Genomic DNA, 23,410 nt, shown 5'->3' on the forward strand with positions numbered 1-23,410 from the left:
CGGAGCAAATCGTTAAGACTGTTGCTCTGTCACATTCAATAGATGTAATTCGTTTTCAGTCCAAGGGCTCTGTAGATAACGCTCTAAATGTGATGCAGCGAAGCGTAAAAAAGACTTAGCCGAGTGAGAAATATGCCTATCGGTTCGCACAACAAAATACCAGTGACTTGCTAGGTTGGTATCACATACGTCTAGCTTTGCAATATTTGATTGGTCTAGTCCCAAAACGTGCTCTGAGAGCACTGCAACGCCCATTCCAGCGCTCACCGCTTCACGAATAGCTTCATTACTGGCCATTTTTACGCTATTGGACAGCACCAAACCTCGACTTTGTAGTTCACTTTCAAACAACATTCGTGTCGCAGAACCTGACTCACGCAACAAGAAACGGTGTTTAACAACATCTGCAAGCGTAAGCCCTACCCTGTGTGACAACGAGTGATTTTTCGGCGCGATAAATACTAGCGGATTCTTCAGAAACCTCGCAGCCTGTGCATGTTCTAGCGTCGGTGGATGGCTAAAAACATAAAGATCATCTTCACCGCGCTCAAAACGACTCAACACATGCTCCCGATTTCCAACCTCAACATGCATCTCAACATTTGGATGTGTGGCGCTAAATGGCCCATACAGCTTCGGTAAAATATACTGTGCGGTGTTAACCATCGCGATACGGCAATGTCCTCGCTCTCCACCACGCAGCTCTTCGAGATACCCTTGATAATCTTCAAAGTGACCAAACACTTGCTGACAAGTTTGAAATAACCTTAATCCCGCATCGGTGGGATGCAAACGTTGTTGATAGGTATAAAAAAGCGGTTCCGCAACGGCTTCTTGCAAGCGTTTGATCTGCAAAGACACCGTCGGTTGCGTCAGGTGTAAACGTCGAGCAGTTTCACTGATCGAGCCACTTTTCACCACACTCATGAACACTTCTAGTAGCCGGAATGACACATGCCTTAAATCCATTTCACCACCTATAGATATTTATCTATATTTAATAAGCAATTATTTTATTTTTATCTATCATAAATTCGCTCTAAGATCTTGTCCACATATTGAAATGAACGAGGGATACACCATGCCTGATATTGTGGTTATGTTTTTTATTTTGGGTCTCACTGCTGGAATATTGCGTTCCGATCTGGCAATCCCTAAAGCAACATACGAAACGCTGAGCCTATTGCTCATGCTGACCATAGGTTTAAAGGGCGGTATGGTCTTCATGGTAATCTCAGCTGGACCTTGCTCCCGGAGATGGCCACAGTGATGTTGCTTGGAGCATTGATCCCCTTAACCCTTTACCCTGTACTTAAACACCTCATTCAGCTGTCTACTGCAAACAGCGCCAGTATTGCCGCTCACTATGGTTCGGTAAGCGCAGGCACCTTTGCTGTTGCCCTAGCCTATGCCGAGTCGCAGCAACTTCAGGTGGGCGCAGAAGTGACCCTATATCTAGTTTTACTCGAGTTGCCAGCCATTATTGTCGGCCTTTTGCTATATCGTCGCTTTGGCGATGGCACCGACACTCGCAGTACTTTGTCACTTAAACATGTGTGGCATGAAACGCTCACTAATAAAAGCGTTATATTGCTTGTCGGCGGCGTCATCATTGGCATGATGTATGGCACTCAACAAGGTAGCCAAGTCACCAGCCTACTGACCAATAGTTTTAAGGTTGTATTAGCACTGTTTTTATTAGAGATGGGGCTTACCGCAGCGCAAACGCTGCGACCGACGCCTTGGCATCATTGGAAACTCGCAAGCTTCGCGCTACTCACCCCAATGGCGCTTGGCAGTGTTGGTGTGGGGGTCGGTACTTTGTTAGGACTTGAATTGGGCTCAGTGGTCATATTGGCAAGCCTTGTTGCAAGCGCATCCTACATTGCTGCGCCTGCCGCTATCAAAGCGGCCATTCCTGATGCGGATATTGGTCTGGCGATGCTCAGTTCATTAGGGCTGACATTTCCGTTTAACGTGATCATTGGAATTGGCGTGTACCATCAACTGGCATTGAGCGTTCACTAAAGCGTAACAGCCCAGTTAAATCTGGGCTTTTCAAAATATTGCCGCAATACCAGACAACACTTCTGAAACCAATTTTTTTGCAACACCCCTTTCATTTGCTTCGCCATAACACCTTAGCTCTGGTGCATTACCCGATGGTCGAATATGAATAATATACCCCATATCTATGAGCCTGATGCGCACACCATCGGTGGTATCCAACTCAAGTTCTCCTTGATACGCGATATGCAAGCGCTCAAGTAACAACTGTGGATTTGTGGTCGCTAACTCAATAACATCAGCACTTCGATGGGCTGCAAAGTTTTGCAATCGGTCACTGTGGGTATACCTATGTATTGTATCCGCCACAACTTGGCTCAGCGGGTGACGAGGTAAATGTGCTAAAGCGCTTAATACAGGTAGCACAGCATCACGTGTTGGTAACTGCTGTAGTACTCTGTCATTGTCAGTAACAGCACAGCCAAGTATAAATCCACCATTGGCTTCAAAGCCTGCAACTCGGCAATAATCATTTTTTAAATCGACAATCCCAGCTATCACATAGGGTGAACCAATTTTTGTCCTTTTTACTTGCTTAAAAGCGCCTGTCGCCTCAATGGACGTATTACAGTTAACTGGAATTGCCAGCGCTTCTATCATTAAATGTTTAGCGGCCAATAGCGATAATATATCCCCAGCTAAAAAATTCCCTTGCTCATCAGCCAACAGGGCTCTATCGCCATCACCATCTGTGGTAAATAACGCGTCAAGCTTGTGTAATGACACCCACTGTTGAGCTTGCACACGATCTGATTGCGTGACCGCTTCCGTATCAATAGGCACAAATTGCTCACTGCGCCCAAGTAAAGTTACTTGTGCGCCCAATGCTTTCAGTATCGGCGGGTATATGTCTCTGCCCGCACTACTATGTTGGTAGATACCAATATGCTTGCCCATGAGCAGATCAGCTGGAAAGTAATCAACATAACGCTTTATATATTGCAGCTTCGCGTAATCGTTTACTTTGGGTAAGTCAGCTAACGGTCGTTGTGGCACATCAACAACCACATTCATAATCGCTAACTCATCCGCTTTACTGACCTCTCCATTAGCTAAATAGAATTTGATACCGTTACGGTCAAAAGGAATATGACTCCCTGTGATCATCATCGCGGGAATACGTTGTAACTGTGCGGCATAGGCTAATGCCGGAGTGGGAATAACGCCATAATATTCGACATCACAGCCATAAAGCTTGAGCGCACTGATACATGCCTGAGCCATCTGCGGGCTACTTGGACGATTGTCAATGGCTAGCGCAACGCGTTTGGGGCGTTTTTGAATGGCTAAAAATGCCAGCGTGAACGCCATGCTTACAGAGGGTGTAAACTGACTTACTTTACCTCTAGCGCCACTCGTTCCAAAGCATACACCACTTTGCGCAATCACTTCGTTGCTATACATGTTAGTTGCGACCATATTGGTCATCAAAACGGACTATATCATCCTCAGCTAAGTAGGCGCCCGACTGCACTTCTATTAGCTCTAAATCGACCTTGCCTGGGTTTTCCAAAGCGTGAACCTGTGCGATTGGGATATACACTGACTCATTTTCAGCGACATATTGTTCTTTCTCACCAATAAGCACTTTGGCTGTACCCGCAACAACAACCCAATGCTCTGAGCGATGATGATGCATCTGCTTAGATAACCTAGCACCGGGTTTAACGGTAATACGTTTGACTAAGAATCTCTCGCCACGATCAAAGGCATCATACTTGCCCCAAGGACGATATACCTCACGATGAACACTCACTTCGGGTCGGTTTTCAGTTTGTAACTGTTGAGCAATTTGTTTGACCTTTTGGGTGTGCTCTTTATGTGCAACCAGCAACGCATCCTTGGTATTGATGATCACTAGATCTTGCACACCAAGAGTGGCTACAAGCTTATCTTCACTGTGTATTAAAGTGTTGTGTGTATCAAGAGCCTTAACATCACCTTTGATTGCGTTACCATTGCTATCTCTTTGCGATACATCCCACAATGCTGAAAACTCTCCAACATCACTCCAGTTAGCATCCAGAGGCACAACCACCGCATGTTGCGTGTGCTCCATCAGAGCATAATCGATTGAATCACTTGGGCATGCACAAAAAGCTTCCTGCTTGATACGTATAAAATCTAAATCAGGCTTTTGTTCGTTCATCGCCGCCTTACACGCAGTATAAATATCCTGTTGATACAGCTTTAATTCTTCAAGGTAACGGCTTGCTTTGAACATAAACATACCACTGTTCCAGTAATATTGACCTGTATTGAGATAATGCTCGGCAAGCTCTAAGCTGGGCTTTTCAACAAAGCTCTCAACTCGATAGCCATTGGGAGACTGTACTTGACCACTTTTAATATAGCCATAACCAGTATGTGGGTGTGTAGGCACAATGCCAAACGTGACTAAGTGATTATGCTCGGCCAATACCAATGCTTGCGCAACGGCTTGCTGAAATGCCTTTTTATCTGCTATCACATGGTCCGCGGCCTGCACCAGTAAAATAGGGTCATTCCCCTTTTCAAGCGCTTTCAAAGCAGCCAGTGCAATGGCTGGGGCAGTATTACGCCCCTCGGGTTCAAGTATGATTTGTGCATGTGTGTGATCGATTTGCCTAAGCTGTTCGGCAGTAATAAAGCGGTGCTCTTCATTACAAATAACCAATGGACTGGAGTATGCCAATCCTTGCAAACGCAAAACGGTCTCCTGGAACAGGGAATGTTGTGAGTCGGTGAGAGCGAGGAATTGCTTTGGGTATTTTTCTCGGGATAACGGCCAAAGGCGCGTACCGACACCACCGGCAATAATGACTGGTTGAAACATTTTTTACCTCACTCTACATCTAATTGGCGATCTTGTAAGAACACAAAGCCCGCGCAGTGCTGCTCAGCCGTGCATTGTAAACCAGCGAGCTTAGTTGATGATAGTGTATCCTCACTGCGCAACTTCTTTTTATAGTCGTTAAGGTATAAAAAAACCCAGCATAAGCTGGGTTTTTAAAGTATTAAGTAACAGTAATCAAATTACTTTTTCTTAACTGCTTTTTTATTTGGTAAGTCAGTGATTGAACCTTCAAAAATCTCGGCCGCTAGACCGATTGATTCGTTCAATGTTGGGTGTGCGTGAATGGTCAGTGCTAAGTCTTCACCGTCAGCGCCCATTTCTACTGCAAGGCCGATTTCACCAAGCATTTCACCTGCATTGATACCAACCATTGCACCACCGATCACACGACCAGACTCTTTATCAAAGATAAGCTTAGTTTGACCTTCAGTACGTGCTGAAGCGATTGCACGACCAGAAGCAGCCCACGGGAATACCGCAGTTTCAATGCTCAGACCTTGCTCTTTAGCTTCTTTCTCAGTCACACCTACCCAAGCGATTTCTGGATCTGTGTAAGCGATTGAAGGAATACACTTAGGATCGAAGAAATGTTTCTTGCCCGAGATTACTTCCGCTGCAACGTGACCTTCGTGAACGGCTTTGTGTGCCAACATAGGCTGACCTACGATGTCACCGATTGCGAAGATGTGGTCAACGTTCGTTTTCATTTGCTTATCTGTGTTAATGAAGCCACGCTCATCAACGTTGATACCAGCTTTGTCAGCATCAAGCAGCTTACCGTTTGGTGTACGACCTACAGCCACTAGTACTTTGTCGTAACGTACTGGCTCAGCAGGTGCATTCTTACCTTCAAAAGTAACATATAGGCCATCATCTTTTGCATCAACAGCCACAACTTTGGTAGAAAGCATAACGTTAAACTTGTCTTTAACGTAACGCTGATAAATTTTGATAACGTCTTTGTCAGCCGCAGGTACTAGTTGATCAGCAAACTCAACTACGTCGATTTGCGAACCTAGTGCACGGTAAACAGTCCCCATCTCAAGACCGATGATACCACCACCTAAGACTAGTAACTTTTCTGGAACGTCTTTAAGTTCAAGTGCGCCAGTAGAGTCAATCACACGCTCATCTTCTGGGATGAAAGGTAGGCTAACTGGTTGTGAGCCCGCTGCGATAATAGCGTTATCGAAAGTAACGGTTGTTGTGCCTGCGTCGCCTTCAACAGCAATGGTGTTTGCGCCTGTAAATTTACCGTAGCCATTAACTACTTTTACTTTACGCATCTTAGCCATACCGTCTAGGCCACCAGTTAGTTGGCCAATAACAGACTCTTTCCACGAACGGATTTTGTCTAAGTCAATTTGTGGCGCACCAAACGTTACACCGTGAGATGACATTTCTGCCGCATCATCGATGACTTTAGCAACGTGTAATAATGCTTTTGAAGGAATACAACCAACATTCAAGCACACACCACCAAGGGTATTGCGAGATTCGATTAGTGTAACTTCTAAACCTAAATCCGCAGCACGGAATGCTGCTGAGTAACCACCAGGACCACCGCCTAGTACAACAACTTGAGTTTTGATTTCGTTGCTCATGTTATTACCTTAACTATTATTCGAACGGGACTGTACTCTTTTGAGTATCCGCACCCAAAAATGCCTGCCGCATACAAAAATTGAGGTACATGGCAGAGAGAGTTTTTAAGTGTGCGAAAGTGTATCATCCGCACAAAAAGATGTCCCGCCTAAATAGTAGGCGGGACAACAAATTACATCACTAACTGGCGAATATCGCTCAAGTAGCTTGCAAGCGTTACAGTAAACTTGGCTGCCAACGCACCGTCTATTACGCGGTGATCGTATGAACAGCTTAGCGGCACCATTAAGCGCGGCTCAAACTCTTTACCATTCCACTTAGGCTTCATCTCAGATTTAGATACACCTAAGATAGCCACTTCCGGCGCATTCACAATCGGCGTAAATGCCGTACCACCAATACCACCGAGGCTTGAGATAGTGAAACAACCACCTTGCATATCAGATGAGGTTAACTTTCCGTCACGTGCCTTGGCCGAAATTTCCATCAACTCGCGAGATAACTCAATAATGCCTTTTTTGTTTACATCACGAACTACCGGTACGACCAAGCCGTTTGGTGTATCTACCGCAATACCGATGTGTACATACTTTTTCAAAATAAGGCTTTCACCATCTTCAGACAGTGACGAGTTAAACGTTGGGAAGTCTTCAAGCGCTTTTGCCGCCGCTTTCATCACGAATACTAATGGCGTGATCTTCACACCCATTTTCTTCTTCTCAGCCAGTACATTCTGCTCTTTGCGGAATGCTTCTAGAGCGGTGATGTCAGCTTCATCGAACTGTGTAACATGTGGAATTTGAACCCAATTACGGTGTAAGTTCGCGCCAGATAGTTTTTGGATACGAGAAAGTTTCTTCTCTTCGATTTCACCAAACTTGCTGAAATCAACTTTTGGCCAAGGGATCAAGCCAAGTTCACCACCACCAGCGTTAGTGCTTGCTGATTTGCCAGACTCAACTTGTTTAACCAGCTCTTTAACGTAGTTTTGTACGTCCTCTTTGATCACACGACCTTTACGGCCTGTGCCTTTAACACGTGCTAGGTTTACACCAAACTCGCGTGCTAAACGACGAACTACAGGTGAGGCATGCGCATAAGATGAGTTTGCTTCAAAGTCTTCTTTTACACTTGATGCCGCTGATGCTGATGACTTCGGCGCAGGGCTTGAAGCTGGCGCTGGTTTCGACTCTGCTGGCTTGTCTGCTACTTTTTGTGGTGCACTACCAGCCACTTCAAAGACAAATATAAGTGAACCTGTAGACACTTTAGAACCTACTTCAACCTTCACTTCTTTAACAGTTCCTGCAAATGGTGCCGGAACTTCCATTGCAGCTTTGTCGCCTTCAACGTTTAATATTGATTGATCAGCTTCTACGCTGTCACCTACCGATACCATCACTTCAGTGACTTCAACTTCATCGCCGCCAATATCTGGTACGTGAACTTCTTTTAATTCAGACGATGTTGCGGTATCGGCTGGCTCAGATTTTGACTGTGGCGCATCTGAAGCACCGCTAGGTGCACCTGTTTCAAATACAAATACCAAAGAACCCGTTGATACTTTACCGCCAACTTCCACTTTGATTTCTTTAACAGTACCTGCAAATGGTGCAGGTACTTCCATTGACGCTTTGTCACCTTCAACATTCAAAATTGATTGGTCGGCTTCAACGGTGTCGCCAACAGAAACCATGATCTCGGTAACTTCAACTTCATCGCCACCGATATCTGGTACATGTACTTCCTGTAATTCAGTCGCGCTTGATGAGTCTGATGCAGGTTGCGACTTTTCTTGTACAGTAGTTTCGCTCTGTTGTGCGTCATCGGCAGCTTCAAAGATCATGATAAGTGAACCCGTAGATACCGTGTCACCTTCGCTGATTTTGATTTCTTTAACAGTACCTGCTTGTGCAGCAGGTACTTCCATTGATGCCTTATCACCTTCAACCGTGATAAGCGATTGTTCTTCACTCACCGAGTCCCCGACTTTTACGAGGATCTCTGTAACTTCAACTTCATCAGCACCAATATCTGGAACATGAATTTCGATTGTCATTAGTAACGCCCCTTATGCGTAAAGTGGGTTAGTTTTGGTCGTATCAATATCAAACTTTTTGATAGCTTCTACCACCACTGACTTCTCAACTTTGCCTTGCTTAACAAGCTCTGTTAGTGCTGCAACCACAACGTATCCAGCATTAACTTCAAAGTGACGACGTAAGTTTTCACGGCTGTCTGAACGACCATAACCATCCGTACCAAGTACTCTGTAAGATACGCTTGGCATGAAAGCGCGTACTTGCTCAGCATAATTCTTCATGTAGTCTGTCGCGGCAATGGCTGGAGACTCACCAAGTACAGAAGTTATGTAAGGTACTTTCGCTTCCGACTCAGGATTTAGCATGTTGAAACGATCAGCATCTTGACCATCACGCGTTAATTCGTTGAATGACGTCACTGAGAATACATCAGAACCAACACCGTATTCTTCGCTTAGGATAACACCCGCTTTGCGCACTTCATTTAGGATAGTGCCTGAACCTAATAGCTGAACGTGTGCTTTGTCTCCAGCATTACTTTCTAGCTTGTAGATACCCTTACGAATACCTTCTTCAGCGCCTTCTGGCATAGCTGGCTGATGATAGTTTTCGTTCATGAGCGTCAGGTAATAGAACACGTTCTCTTGTTCTGGACCATACATGCGACGAATACCGTCTTGCATGATCACAGCCACTTCATAACCGAATGTTGGGTCGTAAGAGATACAGTTAGGTACGGTACCCGCTTGAATGTGTGAGTGACCATCTTCGTGCTGTAGACCTTCACCATTGAGCGTTGTACGACCAGCAGTTGCACCAAGTAAGAAACCACGCGCCTGTTGATCGCCCGCCATCCAAGCCATGTCACCAACACGTTGGAAACCAAACATTGAATAGTAGATGTAGAACGGGATCATCGGTAAATCATTGGTGCTGTATGACGTTGCCGCAGCAACCCATGACGACATTGCACCTAACTCGTTGATACCTTCTTGCAGTACCTGACCTGAGGTTGCTTCTTTGTAGTAAGAAACGATGTCACGGTCTTGTGGTGTATAGTTTTGGCCGTGCGGGTTGTAAATACCGATTTGACGGAATAAACCTTCCATACCAAACGTACGTGCTTCATCTGCAATGATTGGCACAATGTTTTGACCAATGTTCTTGTCTTTAAGTAACACGTTCAATGCACGTACAAACGCCATAGTGGTTGAGATATCACGCTTTTGCTCTTGCAATAGTGGCTCAAACGCATCCACTTCAGGCAGTGTAAGTTCTCGAGTGAAATTCGGTAAACGCTGCGGTGTATAACCGTGTAGCGCCTTACGGCGAGCATGCAAGTATTCGTACTCTTTTGAACCTTCTTCAAGCTTCAAATAAGGTAGATTAACTAGTTCGTCGTCAGCAACCAAGTCTTGCAGGCCAAGACGTGAACGTAGGTGTTCTACGTGTGTCATGTCCATTTTCTTAACTTGGTGAGCAATGTTCTTACCTTCCGCCGCTTCACCCATGCCATAACCTTTTACGGTTTTAGCTAAGATCACAGTTGGACGGTCTTTAGTTTCTTGCGCCGCTTTAAATGCCGCATAGAGCTTAGAAGGTTCGTGACCACCGCGCTTAAGTGCGAAGATTTCTTCGTCGGTCATATCTGCAACTAACGCTGCGGTCTCAGGATAACGACCAAAGAAATGCTCACGTACGTACGCACCATCTTTTGCTTTGTAAGTTTGATAGTCACCATCGATGGTTTCGTTCATCAACTGAAGTAGCTTGCCTGTGGTGTCTTTCGCCAAAAGCTTATCCCAACCAGAGCCCCAAACTACCTTGATCACGTTCCAGCCAGCGCCTCTGAACAGACCTTCTAGCTCTTGAATGATTTTACCGTTACCCATTACTGGGCCATCCAAGCGCTGTAAGTTACAGTTTATCAAGTAACATAAGTTGTCTAGCTTCTCACGTGCAGCAAATGAAATTGCGCCGCGTGATTCTGGCTCGTCCATTTCACCGTCACCTAAGAACGCGTATACACGCTGGTTCTTAGTGTCTTTTAAGCCACGTCCGTCTAAATACTTTAAGAAACGCGCTTGGTAAATAGAGGCGATTGGACCTAAGCCCATAGATACGGTCGGGAACTGCCAGAATTCAGGCATTAATTTAGGGTGTGGGTAAGATGAGATACCATTGCCATCTACTTCCTGACGGAAGTTATCTAACTGCTCTTCAGTTAGACGGCCTTCTAAAAATGCGCGAGCATAAATACCCGGTGAAATATGACCTTGGTAATACACTAAGTCACCACCGTCAACCTCGTTAGGTGCACGGAAAAAGTGATTGAAACACATTTCATAGAACGCTGCTGACGACTGGTAAGACGCCATATGTCCGCCAAGTTCTAAATCTTTTTTTGACGCACGTAATACGATCATGATGGCATTCCAACGAATAATTGAACGAATACGACGTTCAATGTTTACATCACCTGGATAAGCAGGCTCTTGGTTCGCTGGAATAGTATTCACATAGTTAGTAGTTGTGCCAGTTGGCATATCTACGCCTTCAAGACGTGCTTGCTCAAGAACTTGCTCTAACAAGAACTGCGCGCGCTCAACACCTTCTTCTTTTACTACCGACTCAAGCGCTTGTAACCACTCTTGGGTTTCTAACGCGTCTACGTCAAATTTATTGACTTCAGACATATGGAATTTTCCTTATGTTTAAAATACGAATTTATTATTCAGTCTTAATGTGATCAGCACGCTTACTGCTGCTTTGTTCGTCTCAAGCTACGCTCAATGCGCGAACGCTCTTTGCCCGCTTCAAGTAATGCTTCTTCAATAAACGCTAAGTGCGCGTTACTGGCTAGCCGAGCTTGCTCTGGATTGCCATTAATAACAGCCTCCAACAACACTCTTCTATGTTCAGCCAGTTGCTCACTTACTTCCGACTTTTGCACCAATACCGTTAAGTTCTGCAATACGTTCTGTTCGAGTAACGATTGCATACCACGTACTAAATGCAACAACACCACGTTATGCGAGGCTTCCGCCACCGCAAAGTGAAACGCATTGATAGCTGCGGCGGTTTGGGCTAGATCCCCTTGCACCTGCGCGATATTATCAAAGCTATTTTGTACCTTCTCAAAATCTGTATCGGTACCACGTAGCGCTGCGTAATAAGCGGCGATACCTTCAAGCGCATGACGAAACTCTAGTAAATCAAACTGTGATTCTGGGTGCTTGCTGATCAAGTCAAATAATGGATCAGTCAGCCCCTCTTCCAATTGATTTTTAACGTAAGTTCCCCCACCTTGACGGCGTGTTACTAAACCCTTTGCTTCAAGTTTTTGTATTGCCTCGCGCAATGAGGGTCTTGAGACTTCAAATTGCTTAGCAAGCTCGCGCTCAGGTGGCAACTTTTCTCCTGGCATCAAAGAGCCCTCAAGGATCATATTCTCGAGCTGCTCTAAAATAACATCGGATAACTTCGCTGCTTTTATCTTTAAAGACATTGATCTAACGCCGAATTTCAGTGTACAGCTAACCTCAACTGAATGTGATTAGCCGATCCATTAAAACCAAAAGGTAAATTGGTCATACCAAATTTGCACAATACGTTACCAAAATCAATGAACACTGTCAAAAATCTGCGTATAAATACCACTGAAAGTGCGCAGTTGAAGTCTAAACTTTATACAAAAATATCGAATTGCATAGGTTTATAAAAAAGGTCTGACCAGTTGAATGTGGATTAAAATCTTTTCCAACAAGTACGCTTCAGTTGCAACGAAATAAATCAATTAGCAACTTTAAACATGTACAACAGCACCGAACCTGTTTTCAATACTTGTTTGAAATGTGTTCCATGCCTAATGATAAGACTAAACTCGCTGAGTACTTTTAGCTTTCCCGCTACTCCTTCATCAAGGCTTGTTCTACAAACGTTAATAGCCCTAAAAGCTTTTTTCACTAATAAGGGATATGAAACTTACCTACATTTAGTGCATTGATTTGTATTAACCAACGTGCTTTTATAGTGGTGGATAAACCAACAATATAAAAGGATATTTATATGAAATTATCTACAATAGCTCTATCTATTGTTCCATTCGCGTTTCTATCTAGTGCACATGCTCTGGAACATAATTTAACCGAAGCTGGAAAAGTTAAGTTACATTCAGCTAAACAAAACATGCTCAATCCCACTCAACCAAAGCTCGCCCAAAACACACATCGCCAACTTGACTTTTCCTCACAAGAAACCACCACTGAAAGTATTACACCTGTATGCCCAACGCTTTCAACAGGTAATCTGTATACACTTAGTGGTGCATCTGCTGGCAATACGATTTGTTACCATTTCGAGATAACAGAACGAAGTAAAACAACCGCTCTGTTGGTTGGACAGACAGGTGCCTCAAATATTGACTTGAGTGTACTCAAACATAATTCAGACGATACGTTTGCTTTACTTGGCACCAGTGCCAACCCAGGCACCGATGACGAAGTCGTCGTCGCACTAACTGAACCAGGCCATTATTACTGGTATATGGAAGTAAAAGAGTCAGATGGTTCTGCATTTAACTTTGGTGCAGCGGTAGCTACACAACTGGATGAATATGAATTTAATGATACAGTTGCAACCGCGACGATGTTATCGACAGGTCAAAACGTTATCCAAGGTAATATGGACAGTGCAACTGATATCGATATGTATCAATTCACAGCTGTTAATGGCCAAAACCTTGCCTTACGTTTAAAGGATAACAGCTCAGATGAATATATTTTTGAAGTATACAATAATGGTTGGGTACCTTTAGCAGCAAACAAAATACATCCAATTTCTGGTTTACAAGAAAACCACACTATTACCCTTAGAGTTAGGGCCAACACTGCGTTGCCGGTAAATACCAATAACCAGTACACTTTATCCGTACAGTCTGTTGTCGCGTCATTCACCAGTCACAAAATCTCTGGTGAGGCAAATGTGATACGCATTCCATATTCTGCTTTTAGCGACCCTTATCTAACAACTCAAGCGTACAGAAACCTTAACTGGTCATTGACGTTGAATGACTCAACTGGCGCACCTATCGAAAGTGCCAGCGCTAAATTAGTGCTAGCTGATACCGACGGCACGACTGATTATGTACAAACATCTGATGCCAATGGCAGAATATCAAATAGCATCAACTTAGGAACCTGTTCACCACAGGTGACTAATATAGAGCACACCCAGTATAGCTTAGGATACAAAAATACTTGGCATTCTGATGTGGAAGTCAAAGGCTGGAGGCTTGAAATAGAGACCAACTTGGACAGTGATAACGATGGGATCATTGACAAAATTGGTATTGGTGGAGAAAACGTACCATGGGTCTATCTAGGCCATATTTGCGACCAAGACCTAGTTTCCAGTGAGAAATCTTAACTAAGTGAAGTCAGGCCTAGGCCTGACTTTTTACGCTGCGTATGTTGCTTGAGCTTTGCCGCTTAACTGTTTAGACATATTATCAATGAAGCCAAACATATTTAAGTTATTGCCGATACGCGCGCTGACTTCATCTTCTTTGGTTTGCTCTTTCATCAAGGATCTCATGTCGATTATTTCTGCAAAATTCTCGTTATTCACATCATACTTTCCCCAGTATTGACTGGTTCCTTGCTCGCTTGGTCCACGTTCAAGTTCTGTATACTTCAAGAAGTTATCTTTAACGTCATTTGCTAGCTGTACGAGCTTTTCGTTTGCATTCAACTTGTCTTCCAAATAGCTGACTTCATCCGCACTTAGCTGACCAGAGACCTTAATCGCTCCTTCTTCATCAACTGAGAATGCCCAGTCTTTTTCAGCAAGTTGCGGGTTACTGCTGGCCAGCTCACTCATAAACTGGTTGTATTCCCCTGCCAATTCATCCGCTGCTTTATACATATCACCATTGAAGTAGAGCTGGTGATAGGCCTCATTGAGTCTCGCACTTGTCTGCTCTGGTTCTTCTATAAGTTGCTGAGCTTCTCCAAGAACAATAGGACGACTATAAGTGGGGTCTGGAATCTGCTCTTTTGCACCGTGGTAAGTATCAGCGGCTAATTTAAGATCACTGTTTTGCACAGTGGCCGTATTTTCCTGCTTAATCGATTTTGAGGGGCCCTTATTCGCTAAAGCCCCCATCTCAATCAGTTGATTGGCATTAACTTTCATAAAAAAATATCCTTTTCTTAATGAACTTATATAAGTTATCGGTCAGACTGTCTTGAAGTTTAGCTTAAACTCTTATTTACATAAAATATTCACTTAATTTACCTAATATATGTTCTATCTTCTCAACTCCTATTACCCATTTAAAGCGGAATAGACAACAAATATAGCACTTGCAGCAATGAACCTTTACAAACCGCCGCATCTGCTTGAGCAACAACCTTAGGTTTTCCGTGTACGGCTATCCCTGTCCCCGCTTGCGCCATCATAAGCAGGTCATTCGCGCCATCGCCCATCGCCACTGTTTGTGATTGGTCTAAACCATATTTTTGCGTCAGCATACTTAAGATGTCAGCCTTTTTCTGAGCATCAACCACCTCACCTAGCACCTTGCCTGTTAAACGTTCATCAGCGATTTCAAGTTCATTCGCGTAGCAGCCATCTAACTGTAATGGCGCTAACAACGCCTCTGCAAACCAGGTAAAACCACCTGACGCTATGTATAAATGCCAGCCATGCTGTTTTAAATGAGCACATAAAGCTTCTATGCCATCCATCAGGGGCAAGTTATTCTTTAACTCCTTGATTAAGCTTAGCTCTACACCCGCAAGCTTACTCACGCGTTGATGCAAACTATCGCTAAATGCTAACTGCCCAGCCATGGCCTGAGCCGTTACTTTTGCGACGTCATCATACACATTTGCTAAACGAGCAATTTCATCGATACACTCAATCTCAATAGCGGTAGAGTCCATATCCATTACCAGTAACCCTGCTTGTGACAAAGTTGCTGGTTTGGCCAAAATAGCGGTTTGTAGCGACAATGAATGGGCCGCCTCTCTGAGTTGTTGTTTTAGTTGCTCGGTTACCTCAGGTACATAGTGGCTTGCAACGTACATGACCATTGCTTCTGGTAATGCAGGATGTGGGTGATATTGGCAGATAGCACTCACCGGTAAATCCGAGTCGTGTAAAAATGCCAAGAAGTTTTGTAATTTAGCCGTCGTCAGCTGTTCGCCAAACAAGGTGATAAACACGCCTTGCTCACTGTCAGGAGCCATTTCGCTTAGTAAGCACTGCGCACTTTCAATTCGGTACCATTTTGCTAAAGTGAAGATATGAGATAAATCATGATCAGGTAATTGCACAAGGCTAGAGGTTGGCATACATAAGCTCCTAAGTAACAGACTCGCCCTTTTTAACATCTATCAATGATACTGTCAGCAACCAACATAGGTAATATGAAAAATACACAAGCAATTGATTTATTAAAGTCTTCACGTGGCCGCCGATTAATACGTTTGATGGTTGCTGCGGCTTGCTTTATTACTCTAACCTGGCTTGCCTTTAACACCAGCTTTCAATCACACCAGTTATTATACAAACAAGCTGATATGAACGCGCGAAGTCTGGCTCATCAACTGGCTCTTAATGCCGCCAAGCCACTTTTGAACGATGACTTACCTTTATTGGAACAGCTATGTCAACATCTAGAAAGTGATACGAATGTACTCAGTATCGCCATTTATAACAACACCGGAGAGCTGGTTGTAGCAGGTAAAGGCTTTACACAAAGCGATAATATTTACGGTTTACCACAAGAGCTTCCAGGCATCAGTAAACTCAAAACGTCGGTAGTAGAGCCAATCACTGACAATGACAGGCCGCTGGGATTTGTTACCATGGTCTACTTAACCCAATCTGCGATGAGTCAAAGCCACTATCATTTTCACGAACTAGGCCGGATGGTACTGCTTATGTTGCTTATCACTGGCGTATTTACGTGGCAAATTGGTCGTGCTTTGAAAGGATGGGAAGTAAAACGTCAAATTCGAAAAAGCGTACGAGATGATAAATAAAGCTGCTGTGCAATTTCTTTTGGGCTCTCACTACGAAGTTGACATAAACACGCAAATACATCCAGCAAACGTTTTGGTTCATTGACCTTGCCTTGATGGCCTGACAACGGCATAGAAGGTGCGTCAGTTTCAAGTAGTAAGCTATCCAAAGGCACCTGACTGCATACCTGTCTGGTTTTGCTTGCCCGTTCATAACTTATAGTACCGCCAACCCCAAGCTTAAAACCTTGTTTAAGGTAATATTCTGCTTGTTGTAAAGACCCTGAAAAAGCATGGATCACCCCTCCAAACTCTGGCGGTGTTTGCTTGAAAGCTTGTGCAATTAAGTGATGACTTTGTCGATGGTGCACAATCAAGGGCAACTGCAGCGCATTACTGAGCTTTATATGTTCAGCAAAAATTGCTTGTTGCCAGTGTAGTTGTGGACATGTGCCATCTATGCCGCACTCCCCGATGGCGACCAAATGCTGTTTATTTTCTCTGGCGAATGTCATAAATCGACGTACCGCTTCATCAGTGTGTTGGTCGATAAAATACGGATGTAACCCTGCTGAGATTCTACACTGGGGGTAACGCTTTGAGAATGCCAATAAGGATTCACTCTGGCTCACAGTTATGCCCGGCACAATAAAATATCTGACGCCTAACACCTGTGCATGGGCCATTTGGCGCTCAAGATCAGACTTAAACTCTGCAAAGTCTAAGTGGCAATGACTGTCGATGAATTCCATAGTCACCTTAATGGCTGCGCATTATGAAGATAAGTATAAATGGCTTTGAGTTGTAAGGCAGCACACGCTGGCTGCCTTAAGTTACCTAAGGATTGAGTCTGCTGATATCCCAACTACCATCGCTTTGTTTGGTATACATAAAGCGATCATGTAAACGATGTTCACCACCTTGCCAAAATTCAACTTTAGAGGGCTCAACACAATACCCTCCCCAAAAGTCTGGTAACGGGATCTCACCTTTTGAGAATTTGGCCTTCATACTGAGAAAGGTTTCCATTAGCGCCTTACGTGAAGAAACAGGACGCGATTGCTGTGATGCCCAAGCAGCAAGTTGGCTCTCCGCTGGGCGGGACAAAAAGTACTTAGCAACTGCGGCCGTTGATAGCGGTTTAGCTTCGCCATACACAATAACCTGACGCTCAATTTCATGCCAAGGAAAATGTAGGCAGACCTTATTGTTACCTTTTATCTCTTGCGCTTTGCGAGAGCCCGTATTAGTAAAGAAGACAAAGCCATTGTCATCTAAGTGTTTCAATAATACGATGCGTTGTGATGGCTGGCCATGCTCATCTACCGTAGCCACCACCATAGCCGTTGGATCAGCAAATTTTGCCTCAACGGCTTGTTGCAACCAAGATTCAAACTGCAAAATAGGGGTCTGTGCCAGCATGTCTCGACGCAGGCCACCTTTGCTGTATTCGCGACGAATATCTTCAAGCTTCATGATTTTTCCTTACAAAAAAGCCGCACTAAACAAGGTTCTATGCGGCTTTTAGATTAGCACCTATGCGGTGCTAAGTAACTAAGCGAATGCGAATTTACCTGCGGTGAGTCGCCCACTTCAGCTTGATTAGCAACGGCTAAACGGGCCGAAAAAACTCAGAGCTGTTATTTCTAGCCAAGCGCCTTAGTGTTCACGTGTATGATGGAACTCAACATCTGGGTAACGTTCCATAGATAAATTAAGATTTACACGACTCGGAGCGATATAGGTTAGATTATCTCCCCCATCCAAAGCTAAGTTTGACTCACACTTGCGCCTAAACTCCGCCATTTTCTTTTCATCTGAACAGCTTACCCAACGTGCGGTCTGTACATTGACACTCTCATAAATAGCATCAACGTTGTATTCTGCTTTTAAGCGAGCCACAACCACATCAAACTGTAGGACACCCACAGCACCAACAATCAAATCGTTATTGATTAATGGTCTGAATACTTGTACCGCACCTTCTTCTGAAAGTTGTACTAAACCCTTTAGCAACTGCTTTTGCTTTAATGGATCTTTTAAACGAATACGGCGGAACAACTCAGGAGCAAAGTTAGGAATACCACTGAACTTTAACTTTTCACCTTGCGTAAACGTATCACCTATTTGAATGGTGCCATGGTTATGCAAACCGATAATATCGCCTGCAAAAGCATCATTTGCACGCTCACGGTCTCCAGCCATGAAAGTTACCGCATCAGAAATACTCACTTGCTTACCGATACGGACGTGATTCATCTTCATACCTTGGCTGTATTTGCCAGATACGATACGCATAAACGCGATGCGGTCACGGTGTTTAGGATCCATATTCGCCTGAATTTTGAAAACAAAGCCAGTGAAATTATCTTCCTCAGCTTTAACTTCACGCTCTTCTGTCTGGCGAGGCATCGGGGCTGGTGCCCACTCGGTCAAACCATCCAGCATGTGATCAACACCAAAGTTACCCAATGCTGTACCAAAGAATACTGGCGTCAGCTCACCTTTTAAAAACAACTCTTGGTCAAACTCATGTGATGCGCCAATCACCAGCTCCAGCTCTTCACGTAGCTGTGCCGCAAGTTCAGCGCCTACAGCCTGATCAAGTTCGGGGTTATCCAACCCTTTCACCACGCGTTTTTCTTGAATAGTGTGGCCTTGTCCCGTTTGATACAAAATCGTCTCATCACGATGAATGTGGTACACCCCTTTAAATTCCTTACCACAACCAATAGGCCATGATACTGGTGCACAGGCAATGTTTAACTCAGTTTCAACTTCGTCCAATAACTCCATTGGGTCACGGATATCACGGTCAAGCTTATTCATAAAGGTAATGATTGGCGTATCACGCAGACGCGTTACTTCCATCAATTTACGGGTACGATCCTCAACACCCTTGGCAGCATCAATCACCATCAAGCAAGAGTCAACTGCTGTCAGCGTACGGTAGGTATCTTCCGAGAAGTCTTCGTGTCCAGGGGTATCTAGCAAGTTAACCAAAGCTTCATTGTAAGGAAACTGCATCACAGATGTCGTTACTGAGATACCACGCTCTTTCTCCATTTCCATCCAGTCAGACTTAGCATGTTGATTCGAGCCGCGACCTTTAACGGTCCCCGCTTTTTGTAACGCCTTTCCGAATAATAGAACTTTTTCAGTGATGGTGGTTTTACCCGCATCTGGGTGCGAGATGATAGCGAACGTACGTCGCTTTTGAATTTCATTAACGATATTTGACATGTAAGCAGCTTTTGCCCTGTGTGCTCGCAGTTCTGTTTGCGAAACAAGTTAAAATTTTACCGATTATACCTGTTTTACACGGGGCAAAAAAGCCGCCAAATTAAGTTATTCGGTGAGAATATGAGCTTTATCAAGCCATGCATGTCAGAACAAACTTTCATCTGCCCAACAATTCATGGAGAAACTCAATAACGGATCTAAGCTAAAAGAACAACTTTCTCTCACAGGTGTATAAAAAATCGATGCAAACATCAAACATAAATGATTGTTTTCAATTCCAGTGTTTAGAAATTGTATTGTCAGTTACTCGTAATTTGGTCTACATTGATACCCTAAGGCTCATAATAAACTCTTCTATTTTTAGACCGACTGACTTAGTGAAGGTAAAAACATAACGGCTTGAGACTAACGGTAATCTTGAGCCTAAATATATCGATATGATTTTCATAGGGACATTATCGTAACGCCATGAAAATAAGCAAGTTAAGCATAAAATTGCTACGCTATATCACTCCCTTAGTGGTGTTACCTTCACTATTTCTCGGTGGCTTTACATTGACGAATGTAACCAGTTCAACGCAAAAACAAGCCAAGCTCACGGTCAGCCGCTTTGTAGAGCAACAACAACAAAAAATACTCAACTATATCGATATATATCAATCAACAACGAAATTACTGTCAACCTCTCCGGTGCTCAATGAGTATCTCGCTCTACGCCATCTTAACTCAGAAGAAGCTGAACTGCGCCGCACAGCCCTGCTGAACGTATTTGCAAGCTACACTGAAGCCTATCCCGATATTTTTAGTATTAATCTGGTTGATCGACAAGGCCAAAGTAATGCTTATTTAGCCAATAACTTGAATGAACCGCCAAAGGGTTACTCATTTTTCAATCAGGTACTCTCCAGTAACTTACGCCAACAGTATTTTATGATCCCCACGGATAATGGCACGACAAACTTGTACTTTGTGCAACAGGTATATGAAGGCAGTAGTTCCACTAATCAGGCTGCGTTGGCTGGTTATGTCGTTGTGCGTGTAGACCCATCAATCATCAATTACTCTATTTTAGAGTCGCCTTATGACAATGCCCTCAACTTACTACTCACAGGTGAAGGCAAAATTCTGTTCAGCTCCGCACCGCTTTTAAACACGCAAATCTTACAGCCTCAAGATGTGGAACAGGTTCATAGCCTTGTAGATCAAGAAGAGTTAACAAGTATTAACTTGCCAAGCATTAATCAGTTAGACATGATCAGCTACGCAGTACAATTGAGTGATGATTACTACTATTTATCAGCAATTCCCAAGAACTTGCTATATGAATCGGGACAAGCAATAAAAAACCTCACGGCGCTTATCGTGTTGTTGTCGATCATCGCTTTGCCCATCTTGGTGCTGATTGTGGTCAAACGATTTCTCATCGACCCCATTGAGCTGCTTGGCGAGGCTAGCCATCGCGTTGGTGATGGCGACCTGAGTGTTTACTTACCCAATGACAATAAAGATGAAGTTGGAAAACTATTTAAAGACTTTAACCACATGGTTAAGCAAATCAGGGACTTTCAAGGAGAGCTCGAAGACTATAAGCTGCACTTAGAAGAAAAGGTAGATAATCGAACATTTGCACTTGAACGCATGAACCAGCAATTAGAAACTGCGTTCACACAGGCCGAACAGGCCAACGAATTGAAAAGCCGATTTTTAGCAAATATGAGTCATGAAATCCGTACTCCGCTTACTGCCATTATTGGCTTTACTGAGCAACTGCTCAGTAATCGTGATACAAAATGTAATCAGAAACATCTAGAGACCATGTTACGTAACTCAAAGCATTTACTTGAACTAATTAATAACATTTTGGATCTATCAAAGATTGAAGCCGAAAAGCTTGCGGTGGAATGTAGTGAAGTTGAAATTCAGCCGCTTATGGAGGACGTCGCCGATATAATCATGCCAATGAGCGAGCAAAAGCAGCTATCCTTTGCTATCAAATACCAATTTCCAATACCCAAAGTGCTATATAGCGATGCGACTAGACTGAAGCAAATCTTGATAGATATCTGTAGCAACGCGGTCAAATTTACAGAGTATGGTAATGTTACCATTGAAGTGTCGTACGATGAGTCTACCGAGCACTTCCAGTTTATTGTTGAAGATACGGGTATTGGTATGTCACAGGGTGAAATAAGCAGAGTGTTTAAGCCATTCGAACAAGCTGATAGTACGATTACACGTCGCTTTGGTGGTACTGGTTTGGGGCTATGTATTGCAAAAAATTTGGCGCAATTGCTCGGAGGGGATGTGAACGTCAAAAGCGAGCAAGGTGTAGGCAGCCAGTTTATTGTGACAATTGCCGGCAATTACCAAGCTAGCCCTGTGCAAATGCAATACGCCCTCGCGGAGCTACAAAGCAAAACTAATATTTCTCAAGAATTTGCTGATATTCACGTTAATGCCCGTATTTTATTAGCCGAAGACAACCCTGATAACCAAGAGCTGATCCGGCTGTTACTGAATGCTTGGGGGATCACCCCTGATATCGTAGACAATGGTGCGAAAGCCGTCGAAAAAGCACTGGTCAACGACTATCAACTTATCTTGATGGATATGCAAATGCCTGTTATGGGAGGTCTAGAGGCGACCCAAATGTTACGTCACGCCGCTTACGATGGCCCTATAATCGCTTTGACCGCCAACGTTATGAAGCATGATATTGAGGACTACTTGCAGGCTGGCTGCGACGCCACACTTGCTAAGCCAATTGATAGAGAGCAATTAGGAAAGGTATTACTAAAACACTTGCAGATCCAAGCAGCTAGCGACTCAAAGTGGGATTCATTACTTAAGAGCGAGAAATTTGCGCAGATTGCGCAAAACTACAACCAAAAACTCCCCGACTATCTCACACAATTGCAACAACATTACCAACATGGTGATTGGGAATCTCTGAGGGCTTTAGCACACAGCCTAAAAGGCAGTGCTGGATGCTTTGGATTTTTGAATATTCACAGCGCAGCAGATCAACTAGAGCAAATGCTGCGCACCAGTGACGAGAACCAATGGCACTACGCAATGCTTTCGTTAACTGAGGCCATCAAATACACACTTAAGCAACAAACAAGCGAGGCTATAGACTACTCTGAGAGCCGAAGCTAAGTGTCATCGCCATTAGAATAGCGTCCTCATTGCCGTTGGCACTTGGGTAGTAATTTTTACGAATGCCTACCTCACTAAACCCAGCCCATTCGTATAAAGCAATTGCACCTTGATTAGAAGCTCTAACTTCTAAAAACAAATTTTCTGCGCCGGCCTCTTCACTGCTGGCGATAAAGTCCGTTAACAGTGCTTTAGCAAACCCTTTTCTTTGATAAGCGGGCGCGACGCAAATGTCCATCAAGGTATGGTCGGGTCCTGCAACCTCTCCGATATAAAAGCCAACAAGTTGCTGTTGTTCGAATATTGCGCCATTAAAATATCGTCCGGCTAGGCAAGAGCGCATCGTATTTGCAGACCATGGGAATTCATGACATGCGCTTTCGACAGCCATCAAATGCTCAAATGGCACATCTGATAATACGTTGCGT

The 23,410-nt window shown here is 44.0% G+C and carries 16 protein-coding genes and 1 pseudogene; 4 read left to right on the top strand and 13 right to left on the bottom strand.

What is annotated here, in order from left to right; genetic code table 11:
* Window positions 1-12: 12 nt before the first annotated feature.
* Window positions 13-969: a LysR family transcriptional regulator gene (locus tag C2M32_RS15185; protein WP_105169145.1), complete on the bottom strand. Its 957-nt coding sequence runs from the start codon at window positions 967-969 to the stop codon at window positions 13-15.
* A gap of 130 nt (window positions 970-1,099) precedes the next feature.
* Here C2M32_RS15185 and C2M32_RS15190 point away from each other — a divergent pair.
* Window positions 1,100-2,028, top strand: a pseudogene (locus tag C2M32_RS15190) (sodium-dependent bicarbonate transport family permease).
* Between the two features lie 30 nt (window positions 2,029-2,058).
* Here the strand turns inward: C2M32_RS15190 and C2M32_RS15195 are convergent.
* From C2M32_RS15195 to pdhR, 6 genes are all read right to left on the bottom strand, one after another.
* Window positions 2,059-3,495 (bottom strand): phosphomannomutase, encoded by a 1,437-nt coding sequence (locus C2M32_RS15195; RefSeq protein WP_325047876.1) that lies wholly within the window; start codon window positions 3,493-3,495, stop codon window positions 2,059-2,061.
* On the bottom strand, window positions 3,473-4,882 hold the full coding sequence (locus C2M32_RS15200; RefSeq protein ID WP_105169146.1) for a mannose-1-phosphate guanylyltransferase/mannose-6-phosphate isomerase: 1,410 nt from the start codon (window positions 4,880-4,882) through the stop codon (window positions 3,473-3,475). The genes C2M32_RS15195 and C2M32_RS15200 overlap by 23 nt, the downstream gene beginning before the upstream one ends.
* 200 nt (window positions 4,883-5,082) lie before the next feature.
* Window positions 5,083-6,507, bottom strand: a complete 1,425-nt coding sequence (lpdA, locus tag C2M32_RS15205; protein WP_105169147.1) for a dihydrolipoyl dehydrogenase — start codon at window positions 6,505-6,507, stop codon at window positions 5,083-5,085.
* A gap of 173 nt (window positions 6,508-6,680) precedes the next feature.
* Window positions 6,681-8,567 (bottom strand): pyruvate dehydrogenase complex dihydrolipoyllysine-residue acetyltransferase, encoded by a 1,887-nt coding sequence (gene aceF / locus C2M32_RS15210; RefSeq protein ID WP_105169148.1) that lies wholly within the window; start codon window positions 8,565-8,567, stop codon window positions 6,681-6,683.
* Between the two features lie 12 nt (window positions 8,568-8,579).
* Window positions 8,580-11,246 carry a pyruvate dehydrogenase (acetyl-transferring), homodimeric type gene (gene aceE, locus C2M32_RS15215; protein WP_105169149.1) on the bottom strand — a complete coding sequence of 889 codons (2,667 nt, stop codon included), beginning with the start codon at window positions 11,244-11,246 and terminating at the stop codon, window positions 8,580-8,582.
* A 62-nt stretch (window positions 11,247-11,308) separates the two neighbouring features.
* Window positions 11,309-12,058 carry a pyruvate dehydrogenase complex transcriptional repressor PdhR gene (pdhR, locus tag C2M32_RS15220; protein WP_105169150.1) on the bottom strand — a complete coding sequence of 250 codons (750 nt, stop codon included), beginning with the start codon at window positions 12,056-12,058 and terminating at the stop codon, window positions 11,309-11,311.
* A gap of 560 nt (window positions 12,059-12,618) precedes the next feature.
* On the opposite strand from pdhR, the gene C2M32_RS15225 reads away from it, so the two are divergent.
* Window positions 12,619-13,977: a hypothetical protein gene (locus C2M32_RS15225; RefSeq protein ID WP_105169151.1), complete on the top strand. Its 1,359-nt coding sequence runs from the start codon at window positions 12,619-12,621 to the stop codon at window positions 13,975-13,977.
* A gap of 30 nt (window positions 13,978-14,007) precedes the next feature.
* On the opposite strand, the gene C2M32_RS15230 is transcribed toward C2M32_RS15225, so the two are convergent.
* Together C2M32_RS15230 and serB are read right to left on the bottom strand one after the other, a co-directional pair.
* Complete coding sequence (locus C2M32_RS15230; RefSeq protein ID WP_105169152.1) at window positions 14,008-14,745, bottom strand: hypothetical protein; 738 nt, start codon at window positions 14,743-14,745, stop codon at window positions 14,008-14,010.
* Window positions 14,746-14,885: 140 nt separating this feature from the next.
* Entirely contained in the window at window positions 14,886-15,908 is a 1,023-nt protein-coding gene (serB, locus tag C2M32_RS15235; protein ID WP_105169153.1) for a phosphoserine phosphatase SerB, read from the bottom strand.
* A gap of 75 nt (window positions 15,909-15,983) precedes the next feature.
* On the opposite strand from serB, the gene C2M32_RS15240 reads away from it, so the two are divergent.
* A complete protein-coding gene (locus C2M32_RS15240) occupies window positions 15,984-16,601 on the top strand; it encodes an AhpA/YtjB family protein (protein WP_105169154.1) in 618 nt (205 codons plus the stop codon).
* Here C2M32_RS15240 and C2M32_RS15245 read toward each other — a convergent pair.
* The 3 genes from C2M32_RS15245 to prfC all read right to left on the bottom strand — a co-directional run bounded on the left by C2M32_RS15245 (window position 16,568) and on the right by prfC (window position 19,823).
* A complete protein-coding gene (locus C2M32_RS15245; RefSeq protein ID WP_105169155.1) occupies window positions 16,568-17,332 on the bottom strand; it encodes a TatD family hydrolase in 765 nt (254 codons plus the stop codon). The two genes, C2M32_RS15240 and C2M32_RS15245, sit on opposite strands and share 34 nt — an antisense overlap.
* A gap of 85 nt (window positions 17,333-17,417) precedes the next feature.
* The gene (gene pdxH / locus C2M32_RS15250) at window positions 17,418-18,059 is read right to left on the bottom strand and encodes a pyridoxamine 5'-phosphate oxidase (protein ID WP_199886174.1); all 642 of its coding nucleotides are present in this window, start codon (window positions 18,057-18,059) and stop codon (window positions 17,418-17,420) included.
* A 180-nt stretch (window positions 18,060-18,239) separates the two neighbouring features.
* Window positions 18,240-19,823 carry a peptide chain release factor 3 gene (prfC, locus tag C2M32_RS15255; RefSeq protein WP_105169157.1) on the bottom strand — a complete coding sequence of 528 codons (1,584 nt, stop codon included), beginning with the start codon at window positions 19,821-19,823 and terminating at the stop codon, window positions 18,240-18,242.
* Window positions 19,824-20,291: 468 nt separating this feature from the next.
* Here prfC and C2M32_RS15260 point away from each other — a divergent pair, with 468 nt between their 5' ends.
* Entirely contained in the window at window positions 20,292-22,982 is a 2,691-nt protein-coding gene (locus C2M32_RS15260; RefSeq protein ID WP_105169158.1) for a hybrid sensor histidine kinase/response regulator, read from the top strand.
* On the opposite strand, the gene rimI is transcribed toward C2M32_RS15260, so the two are convergent.
* Entirely contained in the window at window positions 22,954-23,373 is a 420-nt protein-coding gene (gene rimI / locus C2M32_RS15265) for a ribosomal protein S18-alanine N-acetyltransferase (protein ID WP_105169321.1), read from the bottom strand. The two genes, C2M32_RS15260 and rimI, sit on opposite strands and share 29 nt — an antisense overlap.
* Between the last annotated feature and the right edge of the window lie 37 nt (window positions 23,374-23,410).

The sequence above is a fragment of the Pseudoalteromonas sp. T1lg23B genome (assembly GCF_002964665.1).
Taxonomy (GTDB): Bacteria; Pseudomonadota; Gammaproteobacteria; order Enterobacterales; family Alteromonadaceae; genus Pseudoalteromonas.